Origin of the sequence: Paenibacillus sp. FSL R10-2736 (assembly GCF_038000245.1) — a bacterium.
In the GTDB taxonomy this organism is placed as follows: Bacteria; Bacillota; Bacilli; order Paenibacillales; family Paenibacillaceae; genus Paenibacillus_AQ; species Paenibacillus_AQ phytohabitans.
Map to the genome: position 1 here is coordinate 2,159,800 of NZ_JBBOBN010000001.1, position 20,485 is coordinate 2,180,284.

Below are 20,485 nucleotides of genomic sequence, written 5' to 3' on the forward strand. Positions count from 1 at the left end.
GCAAGCAGGAGGAGAACGGGATGTTCGGCAATGATTGGGATGAGGTTCTGCAGGAAGAAACGCATAAGCCCTATTTTGAAGAGCTGCGTTATGCGCTGGCACGTGAATATAAGCAATATACAGTCTATCCGCCAAAAGACAAGCTGTTCTCAGCGCTGAAGCTGACGCCTTACAGCAAGACCCGGGTGGTCATTCTGGGTCAGGACCCCTATCATGGGGCGGGACAGGCTCATGGCCTGAGTTTCTCGGTCGAGCCGGGAGTGCGGATTCCTCCGTCACTGCGCAATATTTATACCGAGCTGCATAATGATCTGGGCGTACCTGTACCGAACCATGGTTCTCTGCTCCACTGGGCAGAAGAAGGGGTGCTGATGCTTAACGCAGTGCTGACCGTACGTGAAGGCCAGCCGAACTCGCATAAAGGCCTGGGCTGGGAGACATTTACAGATGCCATCATGGAGAAGCTGAATGAACGGACAGAACCGATGGTGTTCATCCTGTGGGGCAGTCATGCCCAGCTCAAAGGGGCTTCGATTGACCGCAGCAGACATAAGGTTATTCAGTCTCCGCATCCAAGTCCGTTCTCGGCCCACCGCGGATTTCTCGGCAGCCATCCGTTCTCACAGGCTAACTCCTATCTGGAGTCGCACGGGCTTACAGGAATCGATTGGTCCATACCGAATGTATAAGTAGCACGGACACAGCGAAGGGGGTGGAGCCATGAAGCATTGGGTAGGCAGACCGGTCATTATGTACTGCGGAGAAGAGCCATATACGATCATGAAAGGCGTGCTGCGCAGATGGGACCCTGCAGCTTCAGTAGCCGTAATCGGACATCAGGAGATTGCCGTCCCTTTTCGTGACATTGTGTTCATCAAGGCATTGGCTCCCAAGGAGAGGGCATTGCCCCCGGTCCTCCATTCCGTCGGGTACGTGATGAGGGAACGCCAGCAGTTTGACAACGCGGTATATTTCAAGTCGGCGGTCACCATCTGGAAAGGCGATCAGCTGGTTGCCCTCAATACGACCATCGTAGCGCACACCAAGGGTTCAGTTACGCTCCGCGACGGGCAGAACCTGCTGAAGGGCAATCACATTTTTGTGGTGCGCTCTCTGCGGGGCTGAGATAGCGGAACGGAAGGCTTCGGAAGGTACAGCAAAACGGGCAAACCTCTTATTTAGAGATTTGCCCGTTTTTTTGTTTTTGTTATTTGGATAATATGATGTTTGACTGTTGTGGATAAGATCTGCGTAATAGTTATGGATAAGATTCTTTGGAATTAGGGCAGATCTGTCTGGAGGATGAATTAATTCTTAGTTTAGAAATCCCTTTAATCCCGCCGAAAGTGAGCGGAACGGGAAAATTTAAGGGATAAATCCCTCTGATCCCGCCGAAAGTGGGCGGAATGGGGAAATTAAAGGGATAAATCCCTCTGATCCCGCCGCATGCGGACCAAATGAGCAAATGAGGAGCATTAGTGCTCTTGATTCCACCGGATGCGGACCAAATGAGCAAATGAGGAGCATTAGTGCTCTTGATTCCACCGGATGCGGACCAAATGAGCAAATGAAGGGCATTAGTGCTCTTGATTCCACCGGATGCGCCACAAATGAGCAAATGAAGGGCATTAGTGCTCTTGATTCTACCGGATGCTACCCCAGCGATAGTCTGAGTGGAGCGATGTGTGCTTGCCTTATAAGCTTCATGGCCTGTATGAGCTTGTATTAGCTTGCACAGGCCCCATCGGCTCCAGCCGGACGCGCCCTTTGGGCGAATTCAGTCTTGAAATTTAACGCTCAAAGCAGGTTTAACTCAACTACAACTGAACTACAACTGAACTACAACTGAACTACAACTGCTCTTCCTTAACAATCTCAACCTCAATCCCTGCCGGTGCTATAGGCCCGGGACCGCCCGGATCATCCTCACGCTCAGCGATAATGATTTCATAAATCCGCAGGAAGAGGATTTTGAGAATCATATATACAGGCAGCGCAATGAGCACACCGATAATGCCGAAGAAGTCGCCGCCTATCAGGACAAGCACAACGGTTGTCAGCGGATGTACATCCAGGGATTTACCATAGATAATCGGTGACAGCACATTGTCCTGAATCTGCTGGGCAACGACGATGATGATCAGAGACCAGAGTGCCATTGAAGGGGATTCAATGAATCCTACGATAATCACCGGAATCGCTGCCAGCAATGAGCCGACATAAGGAATGAAGTTAAGCGGAATGGAAATAACGGCTAGCAGTAGTGAATACGGCAGGCCGATAAACAGAAATCCGATGTAGAGCATGATGCCCAGCACCACATTCAGCAGGACGCGCGTAACAATGAAGCCGCTTAGCGCACTGTCGATATCCTTCAGCATATCCTGGCCTTCCTTGCGGTACTTTCTTGGAATCAGGCCTTGAAGAATCGGTGACAGCTTATATCCATCCTTCAGCATGTAATAGAGAATAATCGGCAATGTAGCAATGACTACTACAATGCTGGAGATGACACCGATCAGGTTGGACATGGAATTAGTCACCCAAGTGATAGCGCTATTCACGTACTCTGTAAGCCTTGTTGTTAAATCGGTATCGCCTTTGAAGAAACGTGAGAAGGACGGATCATTCTGGATTTTGTTGAACTGATTCTGCAGCCCCTCTACCAAATACGGCGTATTGTCGATGAAATTCTGTATTTGCTCACGCAGGGTCGGCCAGACCAGCACCCAGAACAGTACGAACAAACCGATGAAGACGAGATAGATTAGGAGAATCGAGAGTGCACGTCCAAGTTTTTTGGTCTCCAGGAAGTTGACGAGCGGGCGGAGCAGATAATACATGAAGCCCGACAGCATCATTGGCACAAGCAGCAGATTAAAGATGGATACGAGCGGCGTAAATAGGAAAATAACTTTGGAACCCAGATACAGTATCGTCAAAAAGGCGATAATGGCCAGGCATGTCCGGAAATATTTGCTTTGAAGCACAGCAGCCCCCCCAATCTCTTGAATTATGTTTATGTATACGCATCAGGAGCAGCAGCGTTCTATCTTATTTTAAAAGACTGCTGTATATCATTTGCCTGATTCTATCTTTATAACCGAATTAGGAGAGAATGATTCACTATCGCCGAGACTTCCCGTCAGGTTCAAGCTGCAGGCAGAGTGGTAATATCGCAATAACAGGAGGGATGTGGGATGCCTACATTGGTGCTCGGGATTTTTGGACATCGGAGCGATGCTGCACTGGCGATTGGGGAATTGAAAGAGAATGGAATCAAATCGAAGAATATATCTGCAGTCACGAAGCAGAAAAATACGCTGGAGATCATCAGCCACGATACCGGAATTGGTGCTACGCAGAGCGGGGAAGGCAATGAGGGCTTGTTCGGTACAGCCCGCGGGTTAGGGGTGGGACTCGATATGCTGGCCGATACTGCTGTGGCTGCGGGTCCGGCTGCACGCAAACTGGCTGGAGCCGATATTGAAACGGATGGTCTTACAGTAAGTCTGATCGGTATTGGCATTCCGCAGGAGGATGCGGAGGCTTATGCCAGACATGCCGAGCAGGAGCATATTATAGTCATTGTCTTTCTTGATGAGGAGGAGCAGCGCGAGAAGGTGGACTCTATATTCGCCAAGCATCAGGTTCTGCCTTTGAAGATTTCATAAGCAAAAGAATATATCAACGCGGCCGGCGGGATTTTCGTCTGGCTGCTTTTTTTTTTCGTGATTGTACGAATAGAATAGGGTCCACTTCAAAGCCTGCCTGTCCTCCGGTTTCTTTGGTGACCTGTTTGGCTTTGACCAGGGAGAGAAAAGCAAAGATTTCACCTAATGCCCCAAAACCTGCGGCAATGATTGCATAGTCTTCGGCACTGAGTTCTTCAGCTTCTGCAGGGGAGGATTTGCCCGCACCTCCGCTAGTGTTATTGTTGTTACCGCCTGTATAGCCGGATCCATAATTATTATTGTTATAGGCCATCTCCTGTTCACCCGCTTTTCCCCATATGTAATATAAAATATGTTGCTGACCGCGTTTGTGAAATAGGCGTTCGGGTGGTTATTTGCTGCTGCCGCTATTTGACCCTATCAGGATGAAATGAGCAGAGATGAGCATCCATGCAACCATTCGATCAGCGGATAACGGAAAAAGCCACTGTATAAGGGATATTATAAGCTTTTTTCGTGAAAAATAAGCGGATAAAAAAGCACTTTACAGTTTATGAAAACGCTGTTACAATCATAAATGAGCAGAAATGATCAATATCAGTCACAAATGAGCTTTTATTCAAATTCAATTAACAATAAGCCCGAACACAAATAGACGATTGTGTATAAAAGGAATCCGGCAGCACGTGCTGCAAGTCCGAGGAGTGAAGCGCATGTTTGAAGAAGAACGGAAGCTGAGTATTCTGCAGTTTATTGAGAACCATACAAGAGCATCTGTTCAGGAGCTGAGCCAGGAGCTGTCCGTCTCAGAATCAACGGTCCGCCGCGATCTCAAGGAGCTTGAGGAAGCACGGCTGCTGAAACGTACGCATGGCGGGGCGGTATCCCTGCAGAGTGTGAACTTTGAAGCGGCTGTTCCGGATAAGGAAGACCGGTTCCTTGATGAGAAGCTGCGGATTGCCCGCAAGGCCGTGGAGATGATTGAGGAAGGCGATGCTATTCTTCTGGATGGCGGAACGACTACGCTGCATATTGCCCGGGCGCTGAAATCATTCCGTAATCTCAAGGTCATCACCAACTCGATTATGGCGCTTAATGAGCTGAAGGATTGCCGCCATATCGAAGTTTCGATTACAGGCGGAATGCTGCGGCCGGACACGATGGCTTTTGTCGGACCGATGACAGAACGCTCACTGGATATGGTTCGGGTAGATAAAGCCTTCCTTGGAACCAACGGGCTGGATATACGTGAGGGCATCACGACTCCGAATATGCTGGAGGCTGCAACCAAGCGTAAAATGATTGCTGTCGCAAAGCAGACCATTCTGCTCGCAGACCATAGCAAGATCGGGCAAATCTCCTTTTGTAAAGTGGCGGATCTGCAGGAGATGGATCACTGCATTCTTGATACGGATACGCCGGATAACTTCCGCCGGGAGCTGGAGAAGATGGACGTTGATTATACATTGGTGTGAGTGTGTTAAGAAGACAAACATTATAAATGAGGGATAAATGATGATTTATACAGTGACACTTAATCCTTCCGTCGATTATATCGTGGAGGTTGAAGAGTTTACACTAGGCGGGTTAAACCGGATGAAACGGGATATGAAGCTGCCCGGAGGGAAAGGAATCAATGTATCCCGCGTACTGAAGCAGCTGGGGGTCGAGAATACGGCAACCGGATTCCTTGGCGGTTTTACGGGCGGATATATTGAACAGTGGCTGCGCCAGGAGATGATTGCAAGTGATTTCGTTCATATAGCGGATGATACCCGGATCAATATCAAGCTGAAAGCCGGGGAAGAGACGGAAATTAACGGAGCCGGACCGGAGATTTCGCAGCCCGAGACCGCTTCTCTGCTGCACAAGCTGGATGCCCTGAAGCAGGGGGATGTTGTTATTCTGTCGGGAAGTACTCCACCGTCACTTGGCGGAGATTTCTATAGCAGGCTGATCGCAGTATGCAAACAGAAGGGGGCAGAGTTTGTAATTGACACAACGGGACAGGCGCTGAAAGACGCGTTGCCCTTGGGACCGCTGCTTGTCAAACCGAATCACCATGAGCTGGCAGAGCTGTTCGGCGCTCAGATCAGCACCAGGGCGGAGATTATCACCTACGGGCGTAAGCTGCTGGAAGCGGGGGCCAGGCATGTGCTGGTATCGATGGCCGGTGAAGGCGCATTGTTTATTTCGGAGCAAGGTGTCTACCATGCGGCTGCTCCTGCGGGGCAGGTGAAGAATTCAGTAGGTGCTGGAGATTCCATGATCGCCGGGTTTGTGGGGACCTTGTCGCTGACCGGAGATGTGCTGGAGGCATTCCGTGCCGGCGTCGCCTCAGGAAGCGCAACGGCATTCTCGGACGATCTGGCAGACAGACAGAAGATAGAACAGCTTCGGCCGCTCGTTGTAATTTCCCAGCTGTAAACGAGATAATAAAAGATTTTAAGTAAAACGGGGAGTTGAGATTAATGAAAATTACAGATTTAATGATACAGGAAACTATGATTATGGAGCTGCAGGCTACAACGAAGGAAGCGGCGATCGACGAACTGATTGCCAGCCTTGCGGCCAGTGGACGCATTAATGACGTGAAGCTGTTCAAAGAAAAAATACTGGACCGTGAAGCCCAGTCCAGCACCGGAATCGGCGGGGGCATCGCCATGCCTCATGCCAAGACCAAAGCTGTGAAGGAAGCGACGGTTGTGTTTGCCAAGAGCAGCGCCGGACTCGATTTTGCTTCCCTGGATGAAGCGCCGGCTCATTTGTTCTTCATGATCGCTGCGCCGGACGGAGCTGGAAATATGCACCTGCGCACACTAGCTGCGTTATCAAGGCTGCTCATTGAAAGCGAATTCATCGAACAGCTCATGAGTGCCAAGACTCCTGCTGAGGTAACGCGCTTGTTCGATGCCAAGCAAGCTGAGGCCGAAGCTCAGGCGGAAGCGGAAGCTAAGGCAGCTGCGGAGCAAGAAGCCCGGAAGACAGCGGCGCCGCAGGCTGAACCTGCACGGATGATCACCGGGAACCCGGATTCGCAGAGCTTTGTTGTGGCTGTGACAGCATGTCCTACGGGAATTGCCCATACCTTCATGGCTGAAGATGCCCTGAAGAAGAAAGCCAAAGAGATGGGAGTTAACATCCGTGTAGAAACGAATGGTTCTGAAGGTGCGCAGAATGTGCTGACTGCGGATGAGATTGCCCGGGCGAGCGGAGTTATTATCGCTGCAGACAAGAACGTGGAGATGGACCGCTTCAACGGCAAGCCTGTACTTCAGCGTCCGGTAAGCGATGGAATCCGCAAGTCAGAGGAATTAATCCGCATCGCGGTCCAAGGCAATGCGCCAATCTACCGCAGCTCCGGCCGTAATGAGGATGGTGCCGAATCGGCGAAGTCCGGTACAATCGGAAGCAAGATTTATAAAGACCTGATGAACGGCATCTCCCACATGCTGCCGTTCGTAGTAGGCGGCGGGATTCTGCTGGCGATCTCGTTCCTGATTGAACAGGTAGCCAGTGTCGATAATCCGCTGGTGAAGCTGCTGCAGACGATCGGCGGCGGAGACGGGGCGTTCCACTTCCTGATTCCAATCCTGGCCGGATTTATCGCACTTAGCATCGGCGACCGCCCGGCACTGATGCCTGGTATGGTCGGCGGGATCATGGCCCTGAATGCCAATGCGGGTTTCCTGGGCGGCCTGGCTGCCGGTTTCCTGGCCGGTTATGTGGTTGTTATGCTCCGCAAAGCCTTCTCTGGCCTGCCGCGTACCCTTGACGGTCTGAAACCGATTCTCCTGTATCCGGTATTAAGCTTGCTTATTACCGGCGCAGTTATGTTCTATCTGTTCAATCCGGTATTCAGCTGGATCAATGAAGGTATGATCGATGCGCTTAACCATCTGGGTACAGGCAATAAAGTACTGCTGGGATTGGTGCTTGGCGGTATGATGGCCATCGATATGGGCGGTCCGTTCAATAAAGCAGCATACACCTTTGCTATCGGTGTGTTCACCTCAAGCGGCAACACGAACGGCTTGATGATGGCCGCTGTTATGGCCGGAGGGATGGTGCCTCCGCTGGCGATCGCGCTGGCCACTACGTTCTTTAAGAATAAATTTACAGAGACGGAACGCAAATCCGGATTAACCAACTACGTGCTGGGCTTGTCGTTCATCACCGAAGGTGCCATTCCGTTTGCTGCAGCAGATCCGCTGCGTGTGCTTACTTCCTGTATCGTGGGTTCAGCTGTAGCCGGCGGACTGACCCAGCTGTGGAATATCAATGTTCCTGCGCCGCATGGAGGCGTGTTCGTAGCCTTCTTATCCAGCAGCGCGCTGCTGTTCCTGCTGGCTGTACTGATCGGCTCCGTTATTTCCGGACTGATGCTGGGTCTCTGGAAGAAGCCGCTCGCATTGAAGTAACGTAATCATTCCTGTCCTGAACCGTATGGAAGCAGAGCAACATTCTGCATTCATACGGTTTCTTTGTTTGCACGCTCCATTTTATCTAAAAAAGCTGAGAATACTCCACCCTCGATAGGGTGGGGATGAATCAGCAGTTTTCGATTTCAAGACGAACATATGTGCTATAATATGAATGAGATCACTAAAAGGAGGTGTTGCACATGCTCGTGTCTGCGCAGGAGGTTTCTTCGAAACCCCTGGTTCATCAAGCCTATAAATATCGGATCTACCCCAATACAGAGCAAAAGCAACTCATTCGTCGAATGTTTGGCTGCTGCCGTTTTGTGTTCAATTACTTCTTGGAAGCTTGGAATCAAAGGTATGTGGAAACGGGAAAAGGCTTGTCTTATCACGCTTGTGCAACACAACTCCCCGGTTTAAAAGCACAATACGACTGGCTGAAAGAAGTCGATAGCATCGCTTTGCAGTCGGCTGCCCGTCATGTGGCGGATAGCTTTGATCGTTTTTTCAAGAAGCAAAATCAAGCGCCACGCTTCAAGAGCCGAAAGCATCCGATTCAAAGTTACACGACCAAATTCACCAACGGGAATATCGCCATGGAGGGCAGTCGCTTGAAGCTCCCAAAACTCGGCTGGATACGTTTTGCAAACTCCCGGAAGCTGGAAGGCCGGATATTGTCCGCTACCGTTCGTAAAAACGCCAGCGGGAAATTTTTCGTTTCGCTCGTTTGCGAAGTTCAAAAGAACCCTCTGCCCCAAGTGGATACACCTATTGGCATCGACTTAGGCTTGAAAGAATATGCAGTATGCTCAAACGGGGAACATATCGCCAATCCTCGCTTTTACCGTCAATACGAGAAAAAGCTGGCGCTTTGGCAGCGGCGGATGGCTCGGCGTACTCCGGGCGGCTCCAACTGGAAGAAAGCAAGGCAGCATATCGCTCGTATTCACGAACGCATTGCCAATAAACGAAATGACTTCCTCCACAAGCTGACCACGAGACTGATTCGTGAAAACCAAACGATTAGTATCGAACATCTGCGTGTGGCGAATATGATTCAGAACCCCAAGCTTTCAAAATCCATTGCTGATGCGTCTTGGGGCGAGTGGGTGCGACAGCTGACGTATAAAGCGAAATGGTATGGACGAAATCTTCGGATCGCCGACACGTTTGAGCCGACCAGTCAGCGTTGCCATGTGTGTGGCACGATCCACCCCGAGGTGAAGAACCTGTCCGTTCGGGAATGGACATGTACAGCCTGCGGGACGATCCATGACCGTGACGAAAACGCCGCTCACAATATTGAACAAGTAGCGGTTTAACCGCCACCTAACCAAACGATAGAATTCAACATTTCACTTGCGTCAAAAATGTAAAACTGCGGGAACGCAGGGATCGCTTGCTCCATAAGAAGAGGGTACTCTTCTGTTCGCAAGAATCCGCCACTTCAAGCGTTAGCTAAGTGGGGGAGAATTCAATGTCGTATTTCGGTATAATTAAAAATATATATAAAGAGAAGGCAAAGGAGAATGCGAAATGATTCTGCACAAAGGGGAAGTCTTGTTCCGTCAGGGTGACGGCGGCCAGAACCTGTACCGGGTGAAAAGCGGACTGTTCAAGGTGACAAGACTGCATGAGAACGGGAACATGGTGCTGTTCAACCTGCTGTATCCGGGTGAGACAGTTCCCCATCATTCCCTCATTTCGCCGAAGGAGGCGCATGGAACAGCGGTGGCGATGATGAAAAGTGAGGTCGAGCTCATTCCCGCTGCGGAATGGTACCGGGAGCTGCGGGAGGACCCTGAGAAGGTGATGGAGATCGCGCTTCTGCTCCAGGAGAAGGTGCGGTTCATGCAGACACGGCTCGACCATCTTACAGTCGGAACGCCCGGGGAACGCATGGCGCTGCTGACCCGCTGGCTGAACGAATACTCTCATGGCGCACAGCTGACAGATCTGCTGACACAGGAAGAGATCGGGCAATTAATAGGTGTACGCCGGGAAACTGTCAACCGTTTGCTGCGGAATCAGGGCTGATTGCTTATTTTTAATGGAAACTGTTTAGACTGCCCCTTCCGCGTGGTATAATCTATTCAGAACATATCAAACTAAAGAAAGGATCAGGATACCATGTGTCCCCGAAGGACGATTCCCCAAAGGACGATTTGGAAACGTTATGATCTGTCTTATACTTAGCTTCCCTGTAGAATGTGCGAGTACCGTTGTTAATTGACGATGGCCGCCTCTATGAGGGAAGGGAGTATTGTATGCGAAGGAGCAACACCTCCGGTTTAACCCCTCGTAGAGGCTGGTGGGACGTCTAGCCGCCATTTACGATAAGGGGAGACCGAGTATGAGGAAACAAGACAGTGGCATGAGTATGCCGCTCCGATTAGCCGTTATTTTGTCCGGAACACTATTGCTTGCATTTACGTATTATCACATCAATTATCAGAACCATTTGACTGAGGGCGGGTTCGTAGGGCTGTCGCTGCTCGGCAAATATGTGCTGGGGATTTCACCATCACTATCGATCCTGATTTTAGACATTCCAGTACTCTTAATCGCAATCATATTCAAAGGAAAATCGTTCGTGGTAAACACCTTCATCTCTGTAGCAGCCTTCACGGTATTCTACGGACTGATGGAACGCTATTCCGGATGGGTTATTGATCTGCAGGATAACTTGCCGCTTGCGGCATTGTTGTCAGGTGTACTGACAGGTCTAGGAGCAGGTATGGTCCTGCGAGGCGGCGGGGCGAGCGGCGGGGACGATATTCTGTCGCTGCTGATCAGTGAATGGAAAGGAATTAAGGTAGGAACCGTATTTATCCTGATGGATGTAATTGTTCTGGCATTGTCCCTCTTCTATATGCCGTTAAGAGAGACCCTGTACACAGTGATGGCTGTAGTTGTGGCCGGATATGTGATTACTTTTACAACCTCTCTGGGCAGACCGAAGCTGGTCAAGGCTCCGAAGATTCCATCTCCACTAGCCAAGACTCAGGATGGCACGGTGAATGTGAACAATGCAATGTGAACCCCTATACGGGGATGATGAAAGGTCAGCGGACTTTAGTCCAGCTGGTCTTTTTTTTTGAGAAATCCTGCACAGAATACAACATTCCGCCCGTTCGACCGTAGCCGGAAATTGTTGTATGAAATGCAGCATTCTGCCCCCTCCAAGCCGATTACCGAGAGGATTCTTGTATTTCATACAACAATCCTTCCGCACACCCCGGCATTAGCGAATCGAAGTTGTAATATCTGCAACATTTTTGCATATCATCCACTGTTAATTTGTTTTCGGTAAAATGTGTACTTCTTCGTTTGCGCCACATTTCGCACATTCACCTCCCGGGTGTCCCCGGATACTGAAACCGTGAGGTGTGAGCGCGCGTATATATTTCATTCCAAACTGCAAGGCCCGAGGTTACACTATGCTCAGAATGTAGAGGGAGGATGTAAGGGAATGAGTGCTCACGAAATTGACTATGCGATTATGGGTGAGGAAATTCAGTGTGTGGAGGTGCAGCTTGACCCGGGGGAGAGCGTGATCGCCGAAGCGGGCAGCTTCATGATGATGGACCCGGAGATTACGATGGAGACGATCTTTGGTGACGGCAGCGGCAACTCGCGGGGCGGAGGCGGACTGATGGGCATGCTGAAGGGTGCAGGCAAACGGCTGCTGACCGGGGAAAGCCTGTTCATGACCGTTTTCACGCACAGCGGGGCATATGGACGCAAGAGCGTAACCTTTGCCGCTCCGTACCCGGGCAAGATTATTCCGCTGGATCTTCAGCAATACGGCGGCAAAATCATCTGCCAGAAGGATTCCTTCCTCTGCGCAGCCAAAGGCGTGTCGATCGGCATTGAATTCCAGCGCAGGCTGGGGGCGGGCTTCTTCGGCGGTGAAGGCTTCATCATGCAAAAGCTCGAAGGAGACGGACTCTCCTTCGTTCACTCCGGAGGTCATGTGCTGGAGCGGACGCTGCAGCCTGGAGAGACCATCAAGCTCGACACCGGCTGTCTCGTCGCCATGACATCCTCTGTCGATTATAATATCGAGATGGTCAAAGGTGTGAAGACTGCGCTCTTCGGCGGCGAAGGCCTGTTCTTCGCCACCCTGCGCGGACCGGGCAAGGTGTGGGTGCAGTCGCTGCCGTTCAGCCGGATGGCTGACCGTATTCTGTCGGCCGCCGGACCTTCCGGGCGCAAGGAAGAGGGCAGCATCCTCGGCGGGTTGGGCAATCTGCTGGACGGCAAGTAAATGGAGCGGCGATGAAATAAGCCGGCAATCCAAATTCTACCGTAACAATTTGCCGCCTCGCAGGGTTCCGCGGACTGCAGCAGGTGCTTCACGGGATTCCCCGGTAAGTGCAACAGCCGCCTCGCCGGATTCCCCGGAATGCAGCCGCAGCTTCACGGGATTCCCTGGTAAGTGCAACAGCCGCCACACCGGATTCCCGGCAGGCGGCTGTTTGGTCTGCGGAGGGAAGCGGACTGAGAGGCCCCTATTTCCCGGAAAGACCTTCTTTTGCAGCTGAAACGGACTGAGATTCCGTTATCCTGTTCATTTCAGCTCAAAAGGAGGGATAACCTGACCCATAACGGAATCTGAGTCCGCTTGCCCTGTGAAATCACCCGATTTGCACAAATAACGGAATCTCAGTCCTCCCCACAAGCTGATGAGTGAGTTATGAAGAACCCACCGGCCTCCTAAGGAGCAAATGCGCGCATACTAAGCTCCGACTCGCCCTCGAAGCTCCACCCGGCCGCGCCCTCGAGGCTCCATCCTGTCTCACCCTCAAAGCTCCACCCTGCCTCGCCCTCGAAGCAATTTTGTTTCTCAAACGCTATACCGGCTAATTCTTCACCGCAGACAGCAGCAGGAACATCGGGCGCCGGGTTTCCTCCAGCCAGGCTGCGTTCTTCTCCAGCATATCCGCAGTCGGCTGCAGCTCGGAGATCCGGGTCAGGGTGAAGCCGGAACCGATCAGCGTATTAATGTAGGTAGCAACATTACGGTGGTACTTCGTGACTGCATGATCAAGGAAATTGGCTTGCCTCGGTCCTTCGAGATGATAATTGTCAACAGGCCAATGCTGCTTCCCGCCTTCAGTACCGTAATGCCAATCCTGCGCGGCGAGCGCGGTGAAGATGGGATGCTCGACCGAGAACACGAAGGCTCCGCCAGGCTTCAGGCAATAGTAGACCTGGCGGCAGAGGCTGGCGAAATCCTCTACATAGTGAATGGCAAGTGAACTGATGACCGTATCGAATTCATCCGCACCGAAAGCGGCATCTTCAATTGCCAGCTGGAGGTATTCAATCTTCGGATCGCGGGTCATTGCCCTGGCCCGCTCCAGCATATTCGCAGAAAGATCGATGCCCACTACAGATACGGCCCCTTGCTCACGGGCATACCGGCAGTGCCAGCCGAAGCCGCAGCCCAGATCCAGTACCCGCTGACCCTGCAGGTCAGGCAGCAGCGTGCGGAAAGTCCCCCATTCTCCGGCGGACTCAAGTCCGCCTGTGGAGCGCGGCATCCGGCTGTAATTTTCAAAAAAGCTGGCCTCATCATATTTGTTTTGCTTCATACGGTGTACCTCCGTAACGGTCGTTAAGCCCGTTGTTTTTTCGAAACAGGAATTGCACTGGCATTCACCGCTTCCCGGAAAGTATACCGCAGATTTGACTGGAACGCAGGTACTGTATATATTATGGGGCAAACCCCTTAGACTACCTAAGGCGGCAACCGGAGGGCTATGATGTTCAAAATATTTATCATTGAGGATGACAAGGGACTGGTAACCCTGCTCCAGGACTACTTACATAAGTTTGGATACGAAACACGGGCGGTGCATGATTTTGAAGCGGTACGGACCGAGTTCGAGGCGTTCGCCCCGCAGCTGGTGCTGCTGGATGTGAACCTGCCCAAATTCGACGGATATTATTGGTGCCGCCAGATCCGTGCGGTCTCAACCTGTCCCATTCTGTTCATCTCCGCACGCGACGGGAAGATGGATCAGGTCATGGCGCTGGAGAATGGCGCGGATGATTATATTACGAAACCCTTTGATTACGAGATTGCGATGGCCAAAATCAAAAGCCACCTGCGCCGCGCTTATGGCTCCTATGCCGGGGGCGGCACGGAACGCAGCCTCACCGTCTCGGGACTGATGCTGGATGTAGAACGGCTGATCCTGACGCGGGGCGGGGCCAGAATCGACCTGAGCCACACCGAGGCCAAGATTCTCGATGAGCTGATGCAGAAATCCGGTACCCTCGTTACGCGTGACCGGCTGCTGGAGAAGATTTGGGATACCGAAGCTTTTGTGGATGACAACACGCTGAACGTCTATGTAACCCGGGTACGCAAGAAGCTGGCTGCGCTGGATATTATGGAGGGACTGCAGACGGTGCGCGGTCAAGGGTACAGGCTCACCGGGAATTGGGAGGAGGGGTAACATGAAGCTGTTCATACGGGAACAATCGCCTTTGATCATCGTCTATCTGGCCCAGCTTATGATGATCACGCTGGTCTACCGGCTGGACGGGGGAAGCGGAGTGACGGTGAGCCTGTACGCGGCGCTGCTCAGTACAATTCTGCTGCTGGGTTATCTTGCCTACAGGTATCTCACAAACCGTACATTCTATGAGCGGCTTATGACGGTGCCGGTATCGCTCGAGGAATCCGGCGGGCCGGCGCAGAATACACCTTTGGCCGGGAGTCTGCGTATGCTGCTGGCCCAGCAGTTCCGTCTGTACCAGAACGACCTGCACAACTACCGCCACAAGCTGGAGGAGCATATTCACTTCATCAACCAGTGGGTACATGGCATGAAGACGCCGCTTTCGGTGATTCATCTGATGATACAGGATAAAGACGGACCTCCGTTCACGGCCATCGGCGATGAGCTGGACCGGCTGAAGAAAGGGCTGGAAACGGTGCTCTACACCGCCCGGCTGGATACCTTTGAACATGATTTCTATGTCGAGCGGCTGGAGCTCTCGGCCGTGGTGCGGAGCGTGACCTCGGAACAGAAACGGCTGTTCATCCGTAAGCGGGTGTTTCCGGTGATTTCTGTGGAGAGCGGGATTTCGATTACCTCGGACGAGAAATGGCTGTCCTTCGTCATAACCCAGCTGATAACCAATGCCCTGCGCTATACAGTGGAGGAGGGGAAGTTTGTGCATTTCCACGGGTATTTAGAGGAGCAGGGCAGGGCTGTGCTGGAGGTGCGCGATGAAGGCGTGGGCATCCCTCCGGGTGACCTGCCGCGGGTATTCGATCCTTATTTTACCGGCGTCAACGGGCGCAGCTTTCAGGAATCCACCGGCATGGGGCTGTATCTGGTGAAGCAGATCTGCGGCAAGCTGGAGCATGAGGTGGAGATTACCTCGGAGGTGGGCAAGGGGACGGCAGTGCGGATTATATTTTGATACAAGCGGGAGGCGGTTCGGCTCTACCTGCTGCCGGCCCGGTAGCGGATAATCAGGAGGACGACCGTTGATACGACCGCCAGCGACAGGGTATTGGTAATCAGAAAAGCAAGCCCGACCCCCTGAGCGGCCAGGTTAACCGCATAGGCTTCCATAAGGGCGATGCCCAGCAGCATCAGCAGGTAGGACTTCAGGCTAAGGTCTGCGACAGACCGGGTCTTGATGATTTGCAGAATTTGTGGAATCCAGCCTACAGAGAGAATAATACCGCCAATCAGCTGCATAACCGTGAACAACATGCGTACACCCCGCTATTCTTCGTTTAGTACGTTGTATGCTCAATGGGCGGATGAGGTTCGGTGCATATCAAAAACCCGCCGCCCCTGTAAGGGACGGCGGGTTCACCCGGCAGGCGCTCTGCCCGGGTCTATTGCTGTTTCAGCTGCACAAGCTGTTCCAGCAGTTGCTGTATATCGTCTACAGGAAAGGCTTCCTGCAGCACTTCATTAACGGTCACCTGCGCCCGGTCGACCTTATTCTGACCGATGTCAGTCAAAGAGGTATAGATGCTTCTGCGGTCATCATCACAGACCTTGCGCTCCAGCGCGCCGCAGCCTTTGGCTTCGAACCGGCTGACCAGCCGGGATACGGCGCTCTGGCTCAGCCCGACCATGGACTCAAGCTGCTGGAGCTTCAGCTTCTTCTCGGGTGCCTCGGACAGAAACAGCAGTACGTAGAACTCCTTGAGCGATAACTGATAGTTCTCCACCAGCTTTGATTCAAGTGCAGCGGCAACATTCATTTGTATATGAGAGAGTGACAACCAGCTGGTTATCAGGTCATTTGCAGGGGTGTTCTTCATGTCTTCAATCCTCCCGGTGCATGCCATTCATGAATATAAATTTCACTTTAGTATATCATCTGGAAGAAGAGAAGGACACCGCAGGGAATGCTCAATTATTTGGCGGCGCGGGGAAACCCTAACTCATACTGCTTGGGAACGCCAGCATCTTTGCCGAGCACTACACCAGCTTCCAGCGTCCAGTAAGGATTTCTCAGCATACCCCGTCCAACCGCTACGAGATCAGCCTCTTCATTGCCGATGACCGCATTGGCGAGTACCGCTTCATCCAGCCGGCCGACGGCGATCACCGGCACATTCAGCTCCTGCTTGATAGCTCTGGCCAGCGGCACCTGATAGGCAGCATGGGTGCCCGGTCTGCCGGCTGCTGCTATCGGGCCTTCACCGCCTGCACTGATGTGGAAGATATCCGCTCCGGCTTCCTTATAAGCTCTGCTGATTTCCAGGCTCTCGGTAAGCCCGTAGCCGCCCTCAACGTATTCCTGCGCGGAAATGCGCATGATCAGCGGCATACCCTCAGGCATTACGCTCTTCGCGGCAGCAATCACTTCCCGGCCGAACAGCGTCCGGTCCTGTCCGTACTCATCCGTTCTCTGGTTGGACAGCGGTGAGTGGAACTGGTGAATCAGATAGCCGTGGGCACCATGCAGCTCAATGACATCGAAGCCGGCCTGGACAGCCCGCTGCACACCCAGCTTGAATTTGCCTACCATAGCTTTCACTTCTTCCGTAGTCAAGGCATGCGGAGTAGTGGACTTATCGTCAAAAGGAATAGCGGAAGAAGAGACAGGAAGCACGGCATCCTCGGCCTTGCGTCCGGCATGGGCAACCTGAATACCTACTTTGGCGCCGTGGACATGACTTGCCTCTACGATACGAGCCAGAGCAGGGATCTGTTCATCGGACCAGAGTCCCAGATCATAGTCGGTGATACGGCCATCCGGTTCAACATCAGCCATCTCTACAATAATCAGTCCGGCACCGCCGACTGCACGGCTCACATAATGGTTATAATGCCAATCTGTAGCGATTCCATCTTTATTGGTGACCGAATACTGGCACATGGGCGGCATAACTACCCGGTTCTTCAGCTTCAGGCTCTTAATCTCATAGGGGGTGAACAGATCCTTCATTATTCGTCGCGCTCCTTCGTTTAACTTGGAATTGGCATGCGGCAGGGGGATTAGGTAACAAATCGGCTCTCCACAAAAATACATGCATGCTCATGCATTTAAATATAAGGCCTTATCTCTGCACTGTCAACTGTCAACTACAACTGTGCTTACAATACTGTAAGGTAGCTGTAAGTTTCAGAAATAGCAGCATTAGTTTACAGTTTGTATAATGTAAGCAATCCAGGTGAAAGAGGAGCGGTAGCCCTTGCCCCTATTAGACGTACACAATTTATCCAAAATATATGAAGGCAAGGTATCCATTCACGCGCTGAACCATATCCGGTTCGCCGTAGAGAAGGGGGAATTCGTCGGAATTATGGGCCCGTCCGGCAGCGGCAAAACCACGCTGCTCAATGTCATCGCGACGATTGATGAACCCACCTCAGGCCAGGTAATGATCAGCGGCCGGGACCCTAACCTGCTGGGCCGTAAAGAGAAGGCGCTGTTCCGCCGCAAGGAGCTGGGTTTTGTATTCCAGCATTTCAATCTACTGGACACGCTCACGGTAGAAGAGAATGTAGTATTGCCGCTGACTTTAAGCGGGAGTTCCGTTGCGGAAATGGAAAAGCGGCTGGCGGAAGTGGCCTCCAGGCTGGACATTGCCGGGCTGCTGCACAAACGCACCTATGAAATCTCCGGCGGCCAGATGCAGCGTGTAGCGATTGCCCGGGCGATGATCCACCGCCCTTCGCTGATTCTGGCGGATGAACCCACCGGCAGCCTGGATTCCAAGGCGTCGGAAGAAGTCATGGGGCTGCTGGCTGAAGTGAATGAAGCCGAGGGAGCGACAGTGCTGATGGTTACGCATGACGCGGTGGCAGCGAGCTTTTGCCACCGGGTGATTTTTATCAAAGACGGCCGCTTCTACAGCGAGATGTACAGGGGCAGCAGCAGAGCCGCCTTCTTCCAGAATATCATCGACATGCTGTCACTGCTGGGAGGAGCCGGCCATGACCTTTCGGCAATTCGCCTATAGGAATGTAACCCGGAGCAAGCGCAAGTATGCCGCCTACTTCGTCAGCAGTGCCTTTTCGGTAATGATTTTCTTCCTGTGCGCATTGTTTATCTTTCATCCGGTAATTTCAGGAGCTCTTATTCTGGATACTGCGGCTAAGACAATGATGATGGCGGAAGGGATCATCTATGTTTTCTGCTCGCTGTTTGTCCTGGTATCTGTCGGCTCCTTCCTGCAGTCCCGCAAGCTGGAGTTCGGTATCCTGCTGATGCATGGCATGACCAAGCAGCAGCTCAACAAGATGGTGTTTCTGGAAAATATGCTGATCGGCGGCTCGGCGATCTTCACCGGCACACTGCTCGGGATGCTGCTCGGCAAGCTGTTCCTGATGATCGGCTCCGCCTTTCTCGGCATTCCCCCGCTGGATTTCCATCTAAGCTGGCAGGCACCCGTGCTGACTATTATCAGCTTTGTGCTGCTGTTCGTCCTGATCTCGCTGTGCACCTTCTTTTTTATCGGCAATGAGACGCCGCGGGGAATGTTCCAAGGCGGACGCAGAGGAGATGCGAAGCCGCGCATTCACCGCTGGCAGGCGCTGCTCGCCGCTCTGCTGCTGCTGGGCGGTTATGTGCTGGCAGTGCTGACTACAGCCACCACGGTGGAGGTAATGATGTTCCCGGTAGTGGCTATCACGGTTGTGGGTACCTACCTGTTCTATACACAGCTGAGTCTATACGTGGTGGAACAGCTGAGAAGATTCCGGCGCTTCTATTGGCAGCGGATGAGGATTATCACCTTCTCGGGTTTATCGTACCGCTGGAAGGATAACGGGCGGATGTTCTTCATGGTGACCATTGTCTCGGCGGTATCCTTCACTTCGGTGGGTGTTTTCGCCTCGATCCATACCCTGTCCCGGGAGCTGAAGCTGGATTATCCCGCAGCCGTAGGCTACGTCGCCAAAGGCGGAGCGGCCAGTTCAACGGCAAGGCAGGATTTGGACGGCATCGAGTCAGAGCTGAAGCAGTTGGGACTAGCGTATGATACCTTGTCGATCCCGGTGAAATATGCCGATGTGGCCTCGCAGAGCGGACCGGACCATACCGAACGGTTGCCGCTCATGGCTTACAGCGACTACAGGCTGGCTCTCCAATATGCCGGCTTCGATTCCTCTGAACCTCCGCTTGAAGGACACGACGGTCTGGTGATGATCGGCTCACAGCGGGACCGCAGCCTGATCAGTGAGCGTGTCAAAGCCACTTATACACTGGAGCAGGGAACAGATATCCGGGAAATTGGCTACACACAGTATGTGCCGGTTGCCGAATATCTGCTGCCGGAGCTGGACGGGCGGGGCGGAGGAGATTTCAGCGGCCTGGTGGTTAGCGACAGTCTCTATAACACCATAGTTCCGGTCCAGCAGGACATGTACTACGGCTTTTACATGGAGGATTTCCCCCAGACGGTAGGCATTGCTTCAAGTCTTGCGGACGGCGGCAAGGTCGCCTATGAGCAGAAGGCAAATTACGCTGTCGTGGTCAGCGGAACACTGTTTGAGATTCAGCGGACGCTGTACAGTACGATGCTGTTTGCTTCCCTCCTGGTGGGGACCGTCTTCTTCATCGCGGCAGGAAGCTTCCTGTATTTCCGGCTGTACATGGATCTGGAGCATGACCGTTTCCAGTATTCTGCGTTGTCCAAAATGGGCTTCACCGATCAGGAGCTGGACCGCAGCGTCACCCAGCAGCTGGCCCTAATGTTCTTCGTTCCGGTGCTGCTGGCCATATTGCACAGCGTCTTTGCTTTCATTGCCCTGCAGCGCCTGTTCTATCTGTCGATTGCGGCCGAGACAGGGGCAGTGCTGGCCGGATATCTGGCAGCCCAGGGAATCTATTTCTTCTTCATCCGCAGCCGTTATTTACGCAATCTCAAGAAAAATCTGCTCTAAACAG

Annotated in this window: 21 protein-coding genes; 14 read left to right on the forward strand and 7 right to left on the reverse strand. The window is 52.4% G+C overall.

All coding sequences use genetic code 11. From position 1 onward, the window contains the following. The first annotated feature begins 20 nt into the window (after positions 1-20). Both ung and NSQ73_RS08930 read left to right on the forward strand, forming a co-directional pair. The gene (ung, locus tag NSQ73_RS08925) at positions 21-689 is read left to right on the forward strand and encodes a uracil-DNA glycosylase (protein ID WP_039295373.1); all 669 of its coding nucleotides are present in this window, start codon (positions 21-23) and stop codon (positions 687-689) included. Between the two features lie 31 nt (positions 690-720). Beyond that, positions 721-1,125: a hypothetical protein gene (locus NSQ73_RS08930; protein ID WP_039295375.1), complete on the forward strand. Its 405-nt coding sequence runs from the start codon at positions 721-723 to the stop codon at positions 1,123-1,125. A 725-nt stretch (positions 1,126-1,850) separates the two neighbouring features. Here NSQ73_RS08930 and NSQ73_RS08935 read toward each other — a convergent pair. Next, positions 1,851-2,990, reverse strand: coding sequence for an AI-2E family transporter (locus NSQ73_RS08935; RefSeq protein ID WP_076245694.1), 1,140 nt, complete (start codon positions 2,988-2,990; stop codon positions 1,851-1,853). Between the two features lie 210 nt (positions 2,991-3,200). Here NSQ73_RS08935 and NSQ73_RS08940 point away from each other — a divergent pair, with 210 nt between their 5' ends. Beyond that, positions 3,201-3,674: a general stress protein gene (locus NSQ73_RS08940; protein ID WP_340986191.1), complete on the forward strand. Its 474-nt coding sequence runs from the start codon at positions 3,201-3,203 to the stop codon at positions 3,672-3,674. 13 nt (positions 3,675-3,687) lie between these two features. Here NSQ73_RS08940 and NSQ73_RS08945 read toward each other — a convergent pair whose 3' ends face one another. Beyond that, entirely contained in the window at positions 3,688-3,987 is a 300-nt protein-coding gene (locus tag NSQ73_RS08945) for a hypothetical protein (protein WP_171716573.1), read from the reverse strand. A gap of 400 nt (positions 3,988-4,387) precedes the next feature. Between NSQ73_RS08945 and NSQ73_RS08950 the strand changes: the two genes are divergently transcribed. The 7 genes from NSQ73_RS08950 (at position 4,388) to NSQ73_RS08980 (ending at position 12,368) form a co-directional block, all read left to right on the forward strand. Next, the gene (locus NSQ73_RS08950; RefSeq protein WP_171716821.1) at positions 4,388-5,149 is read left to right on the forward strand and encodes a DeoR/GlpR family DNA-binding transcription regulator; all 762 of its coding nucleotides are present in this window, start codon (positions 4,388-4,390) and stop codon (positions 5,147-5,149) included. A gap of 40 nt (positions 5,150-5,189) precedes the next feature. Further along, positions 5,190-6,101, forward strand: coding sequence for a 1-phosphofructokinase (gene pfkB, locus NSQ73_RS08955; protein WP_340989241.1), 912 nt, complete (start codon positions 5,190-5,192; stop codon positions 6,099-6,101). A gap of 44 nt (positions 6,102-6,145) precedes the next feature. Then, complete coding sequence (locus NSQ73_RS08960) at positions 6,146-8,095, forward strand: PTS fructose transporter subunit IIABC (protein WP_340986192.1); 1,950 nt, start codon at positions 6,146-6,148, stop codon at positions 8,093-8,095. A 203-nt stretch (positions 8,096-8,298) separates the two neighbouring features. After that, positions 8,299-9,420, forward strand: coding sequence for an IS200/IS605 family element RNA-guided endonuclease TnpB (gene tnpB, locus NSQ73_RS08965; protein WP_340986193.1), 1,122 nt, complete (start codon positions 8,299-8,301; stop codon positions 9,418-9,420). A 214-nt stretch (positions 9,421-9,634) separates the two neighbouring features. Beyond that, entirely contained in the window at positions 9,635-10,135 is a 501-nt protein-coding gene (locus NSQ73_RS08970) for a Crp/Fnr family transcriptional regulator (protein ID WP_042138790.1), read from the forward strand. A 316-nt stretch (positions 10,136-10,451) separates the two neighbouring features. Beyond that, a complete protein-coding gene (locus NSQ73_RS08975) occupies positions 10,452-11,138 on the forward strand; it encodes a YitT family protein (protein ID WP_340986194.1) in 687 nt (228 codons plus the stop codon). Between the two features lie 432 nt (positions 11,139-11,570). After that, positions 11,571-12,368 carry a TIGR00266 family protein gene (locus tag NSQ73_RS08980; protein ID WP_039295387.1) on the forward strand — a complete coding sequence of 266 codons (798 nt, stop codon included), beginning with the start codon at positions 11,571-11,573 and terminating at the stop codon, positions 12,366-12,368. A gap of 36 nt (positions 12,369-12,404) precedes the next feature. On the opposite strand, the gene NSQ73_RS08985 is transcribed toward NSQ73_RS08980, so the two are convergent. Both NSQ73_RS08985 and NSQ73_RS08990 read right to left on the reverse strand, forming a co-directional pair. Then, a complete protein-coding gene (locus NSQ73_RS08985; protein ID WP_340986195.1) occupies positions 12,405-12,545 on the reverse strand; it encodes a hypothetical protein in 141 nt (46 codons plus the stop codon). Between the two features lie 418 nt (positions 12,546-12,963). Further along, entirely contained in the window at positions 12,964-13,698 is a 735-nt protein-coding gene (locus NSQ73_RS08990; RefSeq protein WP_340986196.1) for a class I SAM-dependent methyltransferase, read from the reverse strand. A gap of 171 nt (positions 13,699-13,869) precedes the next feature. Here NSQ73_RS08990 and NSQ73_RS08995 point away from each other — a divergent pair, with 171 nt between their 5' ends. Together NSQ73_RS08995 and NSQ73_RS09000 are read left to right on the forward strand one after the other, a co-directional pair. After that, positions 13,870-14,568, forward strand: coding sequence for a response regulator transcription factor (locus tag NSQ73_RS08995; protein ID WP_039295391.1), 699 nt, complete (start codon positions 13,870-13,872; stop codon positions 14,566-14,568). Between the two features lies 1 nt (position 14,569). Next, the gene (locus NSQ73_RS09000; RefSeq protein ID WP_340986197.1) at positions 14,570-15,544 is read left to right on the forward strand and encodes a sensor histidine kinase; all 975 of its coding nucleotides are present in this window, start codon (positions 14,570-14,572) and stop codon (positions 15,542-15,544) included. 23 nt (positions 15,545-15,567) lie between these two features. Here NSQ73_RS09000 and NSQ73_RS09005 read toward each other — a convergent pair whose 3' ends face one another. The 3 genes from NSQ73_RS09005 to NSQ73_RS09015 all read right to left on the reverse strand — a co-directional run bounded on the left by NSQ73_RS09005 (position 15,568) and on the right by NSQ73_RS09015 (position 17,539). Then, complete coding sequence (locus NSQ73_RS09005; RefSeq protein ID WP_039295394.1) at positions 15,568-15,843, reverse strand: PQ-loop domain-containing transporter; 276 nt, start codon at positions 15,841-15,843, stop codon at positions 15,568-15,570. 128 nt (positions 15,844-15,971) lie between these two features. Further along, a complete protein-coding gene (locus tag NSQ73_RS09010) occupies positions 15,972-16,406 on the reverse strand; it encodes a MarR family winged helix-turn-helix transcriptional regulator (RefSeq protein ID WP_340986198.1) in 435 nt (144 codons plus the stop codon). Positions 16,407-16,501: 95 nt separating this feature from the next. Beyond that, complete coding sequence (locus NSQ73_RS09015; protein ID WP_340986199.1) at positions 16,502-17,539, reverse strand: NADH:flavin oxidoreductase/NADH oxidase; 1,038 nt, start codon at positions 17,537-17,539, stop codon at positions 16,502-16,504. A 247-nt stretch (positions 17,540-17,786) separates the two neighbouring features. Here NSQ73_RS09015 and NSQ73_RS09020 point away from each other — a divergent pair, with 247 nt between their 5' ends. Together NSQ73_RS09020 and NSQ73_RS09025 are read left to right on the forward strand one after the other, a co-directional pair. Next, on the forward strand, positions 17,787-18,557 hold the full coding sequence (locus NSQ73_RS09020) for an ABC transporter ATP-binding protein (RefSeq protein WP_171716814.1): 771 nt from the start codon (positions 17,787-17,789) through the stop codon (positions 18,555-18,557). Beyond that, positions 18,532-20,481: an ABC transporter permease gene (locus NSQ73_RS09025; RefSeq protein ID WP_340986200.1), complete on the forward strand. Its 1,950-nt coding sequence runs from the start codon at positions 18,532-18,534 to the stop codon at positions 20,479-20,481. Before NSQ73_RS09020 ends, NSQ73_RS09025 begins: the two co-directional genes overlap by 26 nt. The last annotated feature ends 4 nt before the right edge of the window (positions 20,482-20,485 follow it).

Bases quoted from the DNA above. Each gene is read 5' to 3' on its own strand.
- NSQ73_RS08995 (WP_039295391.1), top strand. From the start codon at position 13,870: ATGTTCAAAATATTTATCATTGAGGATGACAAGGGACTGGTAACCCTG.
- NSQ73_RS08960 (WP_340986192.1), top strand. From the start codon at position 6,146: ATGAAAATTACAGATTTAATGATACAGGAAACTATGATTATGGAGCTG.
- NSQ73_RS08980 (WP_039295387.1), top strand. From the start codon at position 11,571: ATGAGTGCTCACGAAATTGACTATGCGATTATGGGTGAGGAAATTCAG.
- NSQ73_RS08930 (WP_039295375.1), top strand. From the start codon at position 721: ATGAAGCATTGGGTAGGCAGACCGGTCATTATGTACTGCGGAGAAGAG.
- NSQ73_RS08990 (WP_340986196.1), bottom strand. From the start codon at position 13,698: ATGAAGCAAAACAAATATGATGAGGCCAGCTTTTTTGAAAATTACAGC.
- NSQ73_RS08975 (WP_340986194.1), top strand. From the start codon at position 10,452: ATGAGGAAACAAGACAGTGGCATGAGTATGCCGCTCCGATTAGCCGTT.
- pfkB (WP_340989241.1), top strand. From the start codon at position 5,190: ATGATTTATACAGTGACACTTAATCCTTCCGTCGATTATATCGTGGAG.
- NSQ73_RS08945 (WP_171716573.1), bottom strand. From the start codon at position 3,987: ATGGCCTATAACAATAATAATTATGGATCCGGCTATACAGGCGGTAAC.
- NSQ73_RS09015 (WP_340986199.1), bottom strand. From the start codon at position 17,539: ATGAAGGATCTGTTCACCCCCTATGAGATTAAGAGCCTGAAGCTGAAG.
- NSQ73_RS08950 (WP_171716821.1), top strand. From the start codon at position 4,388: ATGTTTGAAGAAGAACGGAAGCTGAGTATTCTGCAGTTTATTGAGAAC.
- NSQ73_RS09025 (WP_340986200.1), top strand. From the start codon at position 18,532: ATGACCTTTCGGCAATTCGCCTATAGGAATGTAACCCGGAGCAAGCGC.
- NSQ73_RS09000 (WP_340986197.1), top strand. From the start codon at position 14,570: ATGAAGCTGTTCATACGGGAACAATCGCCTTTGATCATCGTCTATCTG.
- tnpB (WP_340986193.1), top strand. From the start codon at position 8,299: ATGCTCGTGTCTGCGCAGGAGGTTTCTTCGAAACCCCTGGTTCATCAA.
- NSQ73_RS08970 (WP_042138790.1), top strand. From the start codon at position 9,635: ATGATTCTGCACAAAGGGGAAGTCTTGTTCCGTCAGGGTGACGGCGGC.
- NSQ73_RS09005 (WP_039295394.1), bottom strand. From the start codon at position 15,843: ATGTTGTTCACGGTTATGCAGCTGATTGGCGGTATTATTCTCTCTGTA.
- NSQ73_RS08940 (WP_340986191.1), top strand. From the start codon at position 3,201: ATGCCTACATTGGTGCTCGGGATTTTTGGACATCGGAGCGATGCTGCA.
- ung (WP_039295373.1), top strand. From the start codon at position 21: ATGTTCGGCAATGATTGGGATGAGGTTCTGCAGGAAGAAACGCATAAG.
- NSQ73_RS09010 (WP_340986198.1), bottom strand. From the start codon at position 16,406: ATGAAGAACACCCCTGCAAATGACCTGATAACCAGCTGGTTGTCACTC.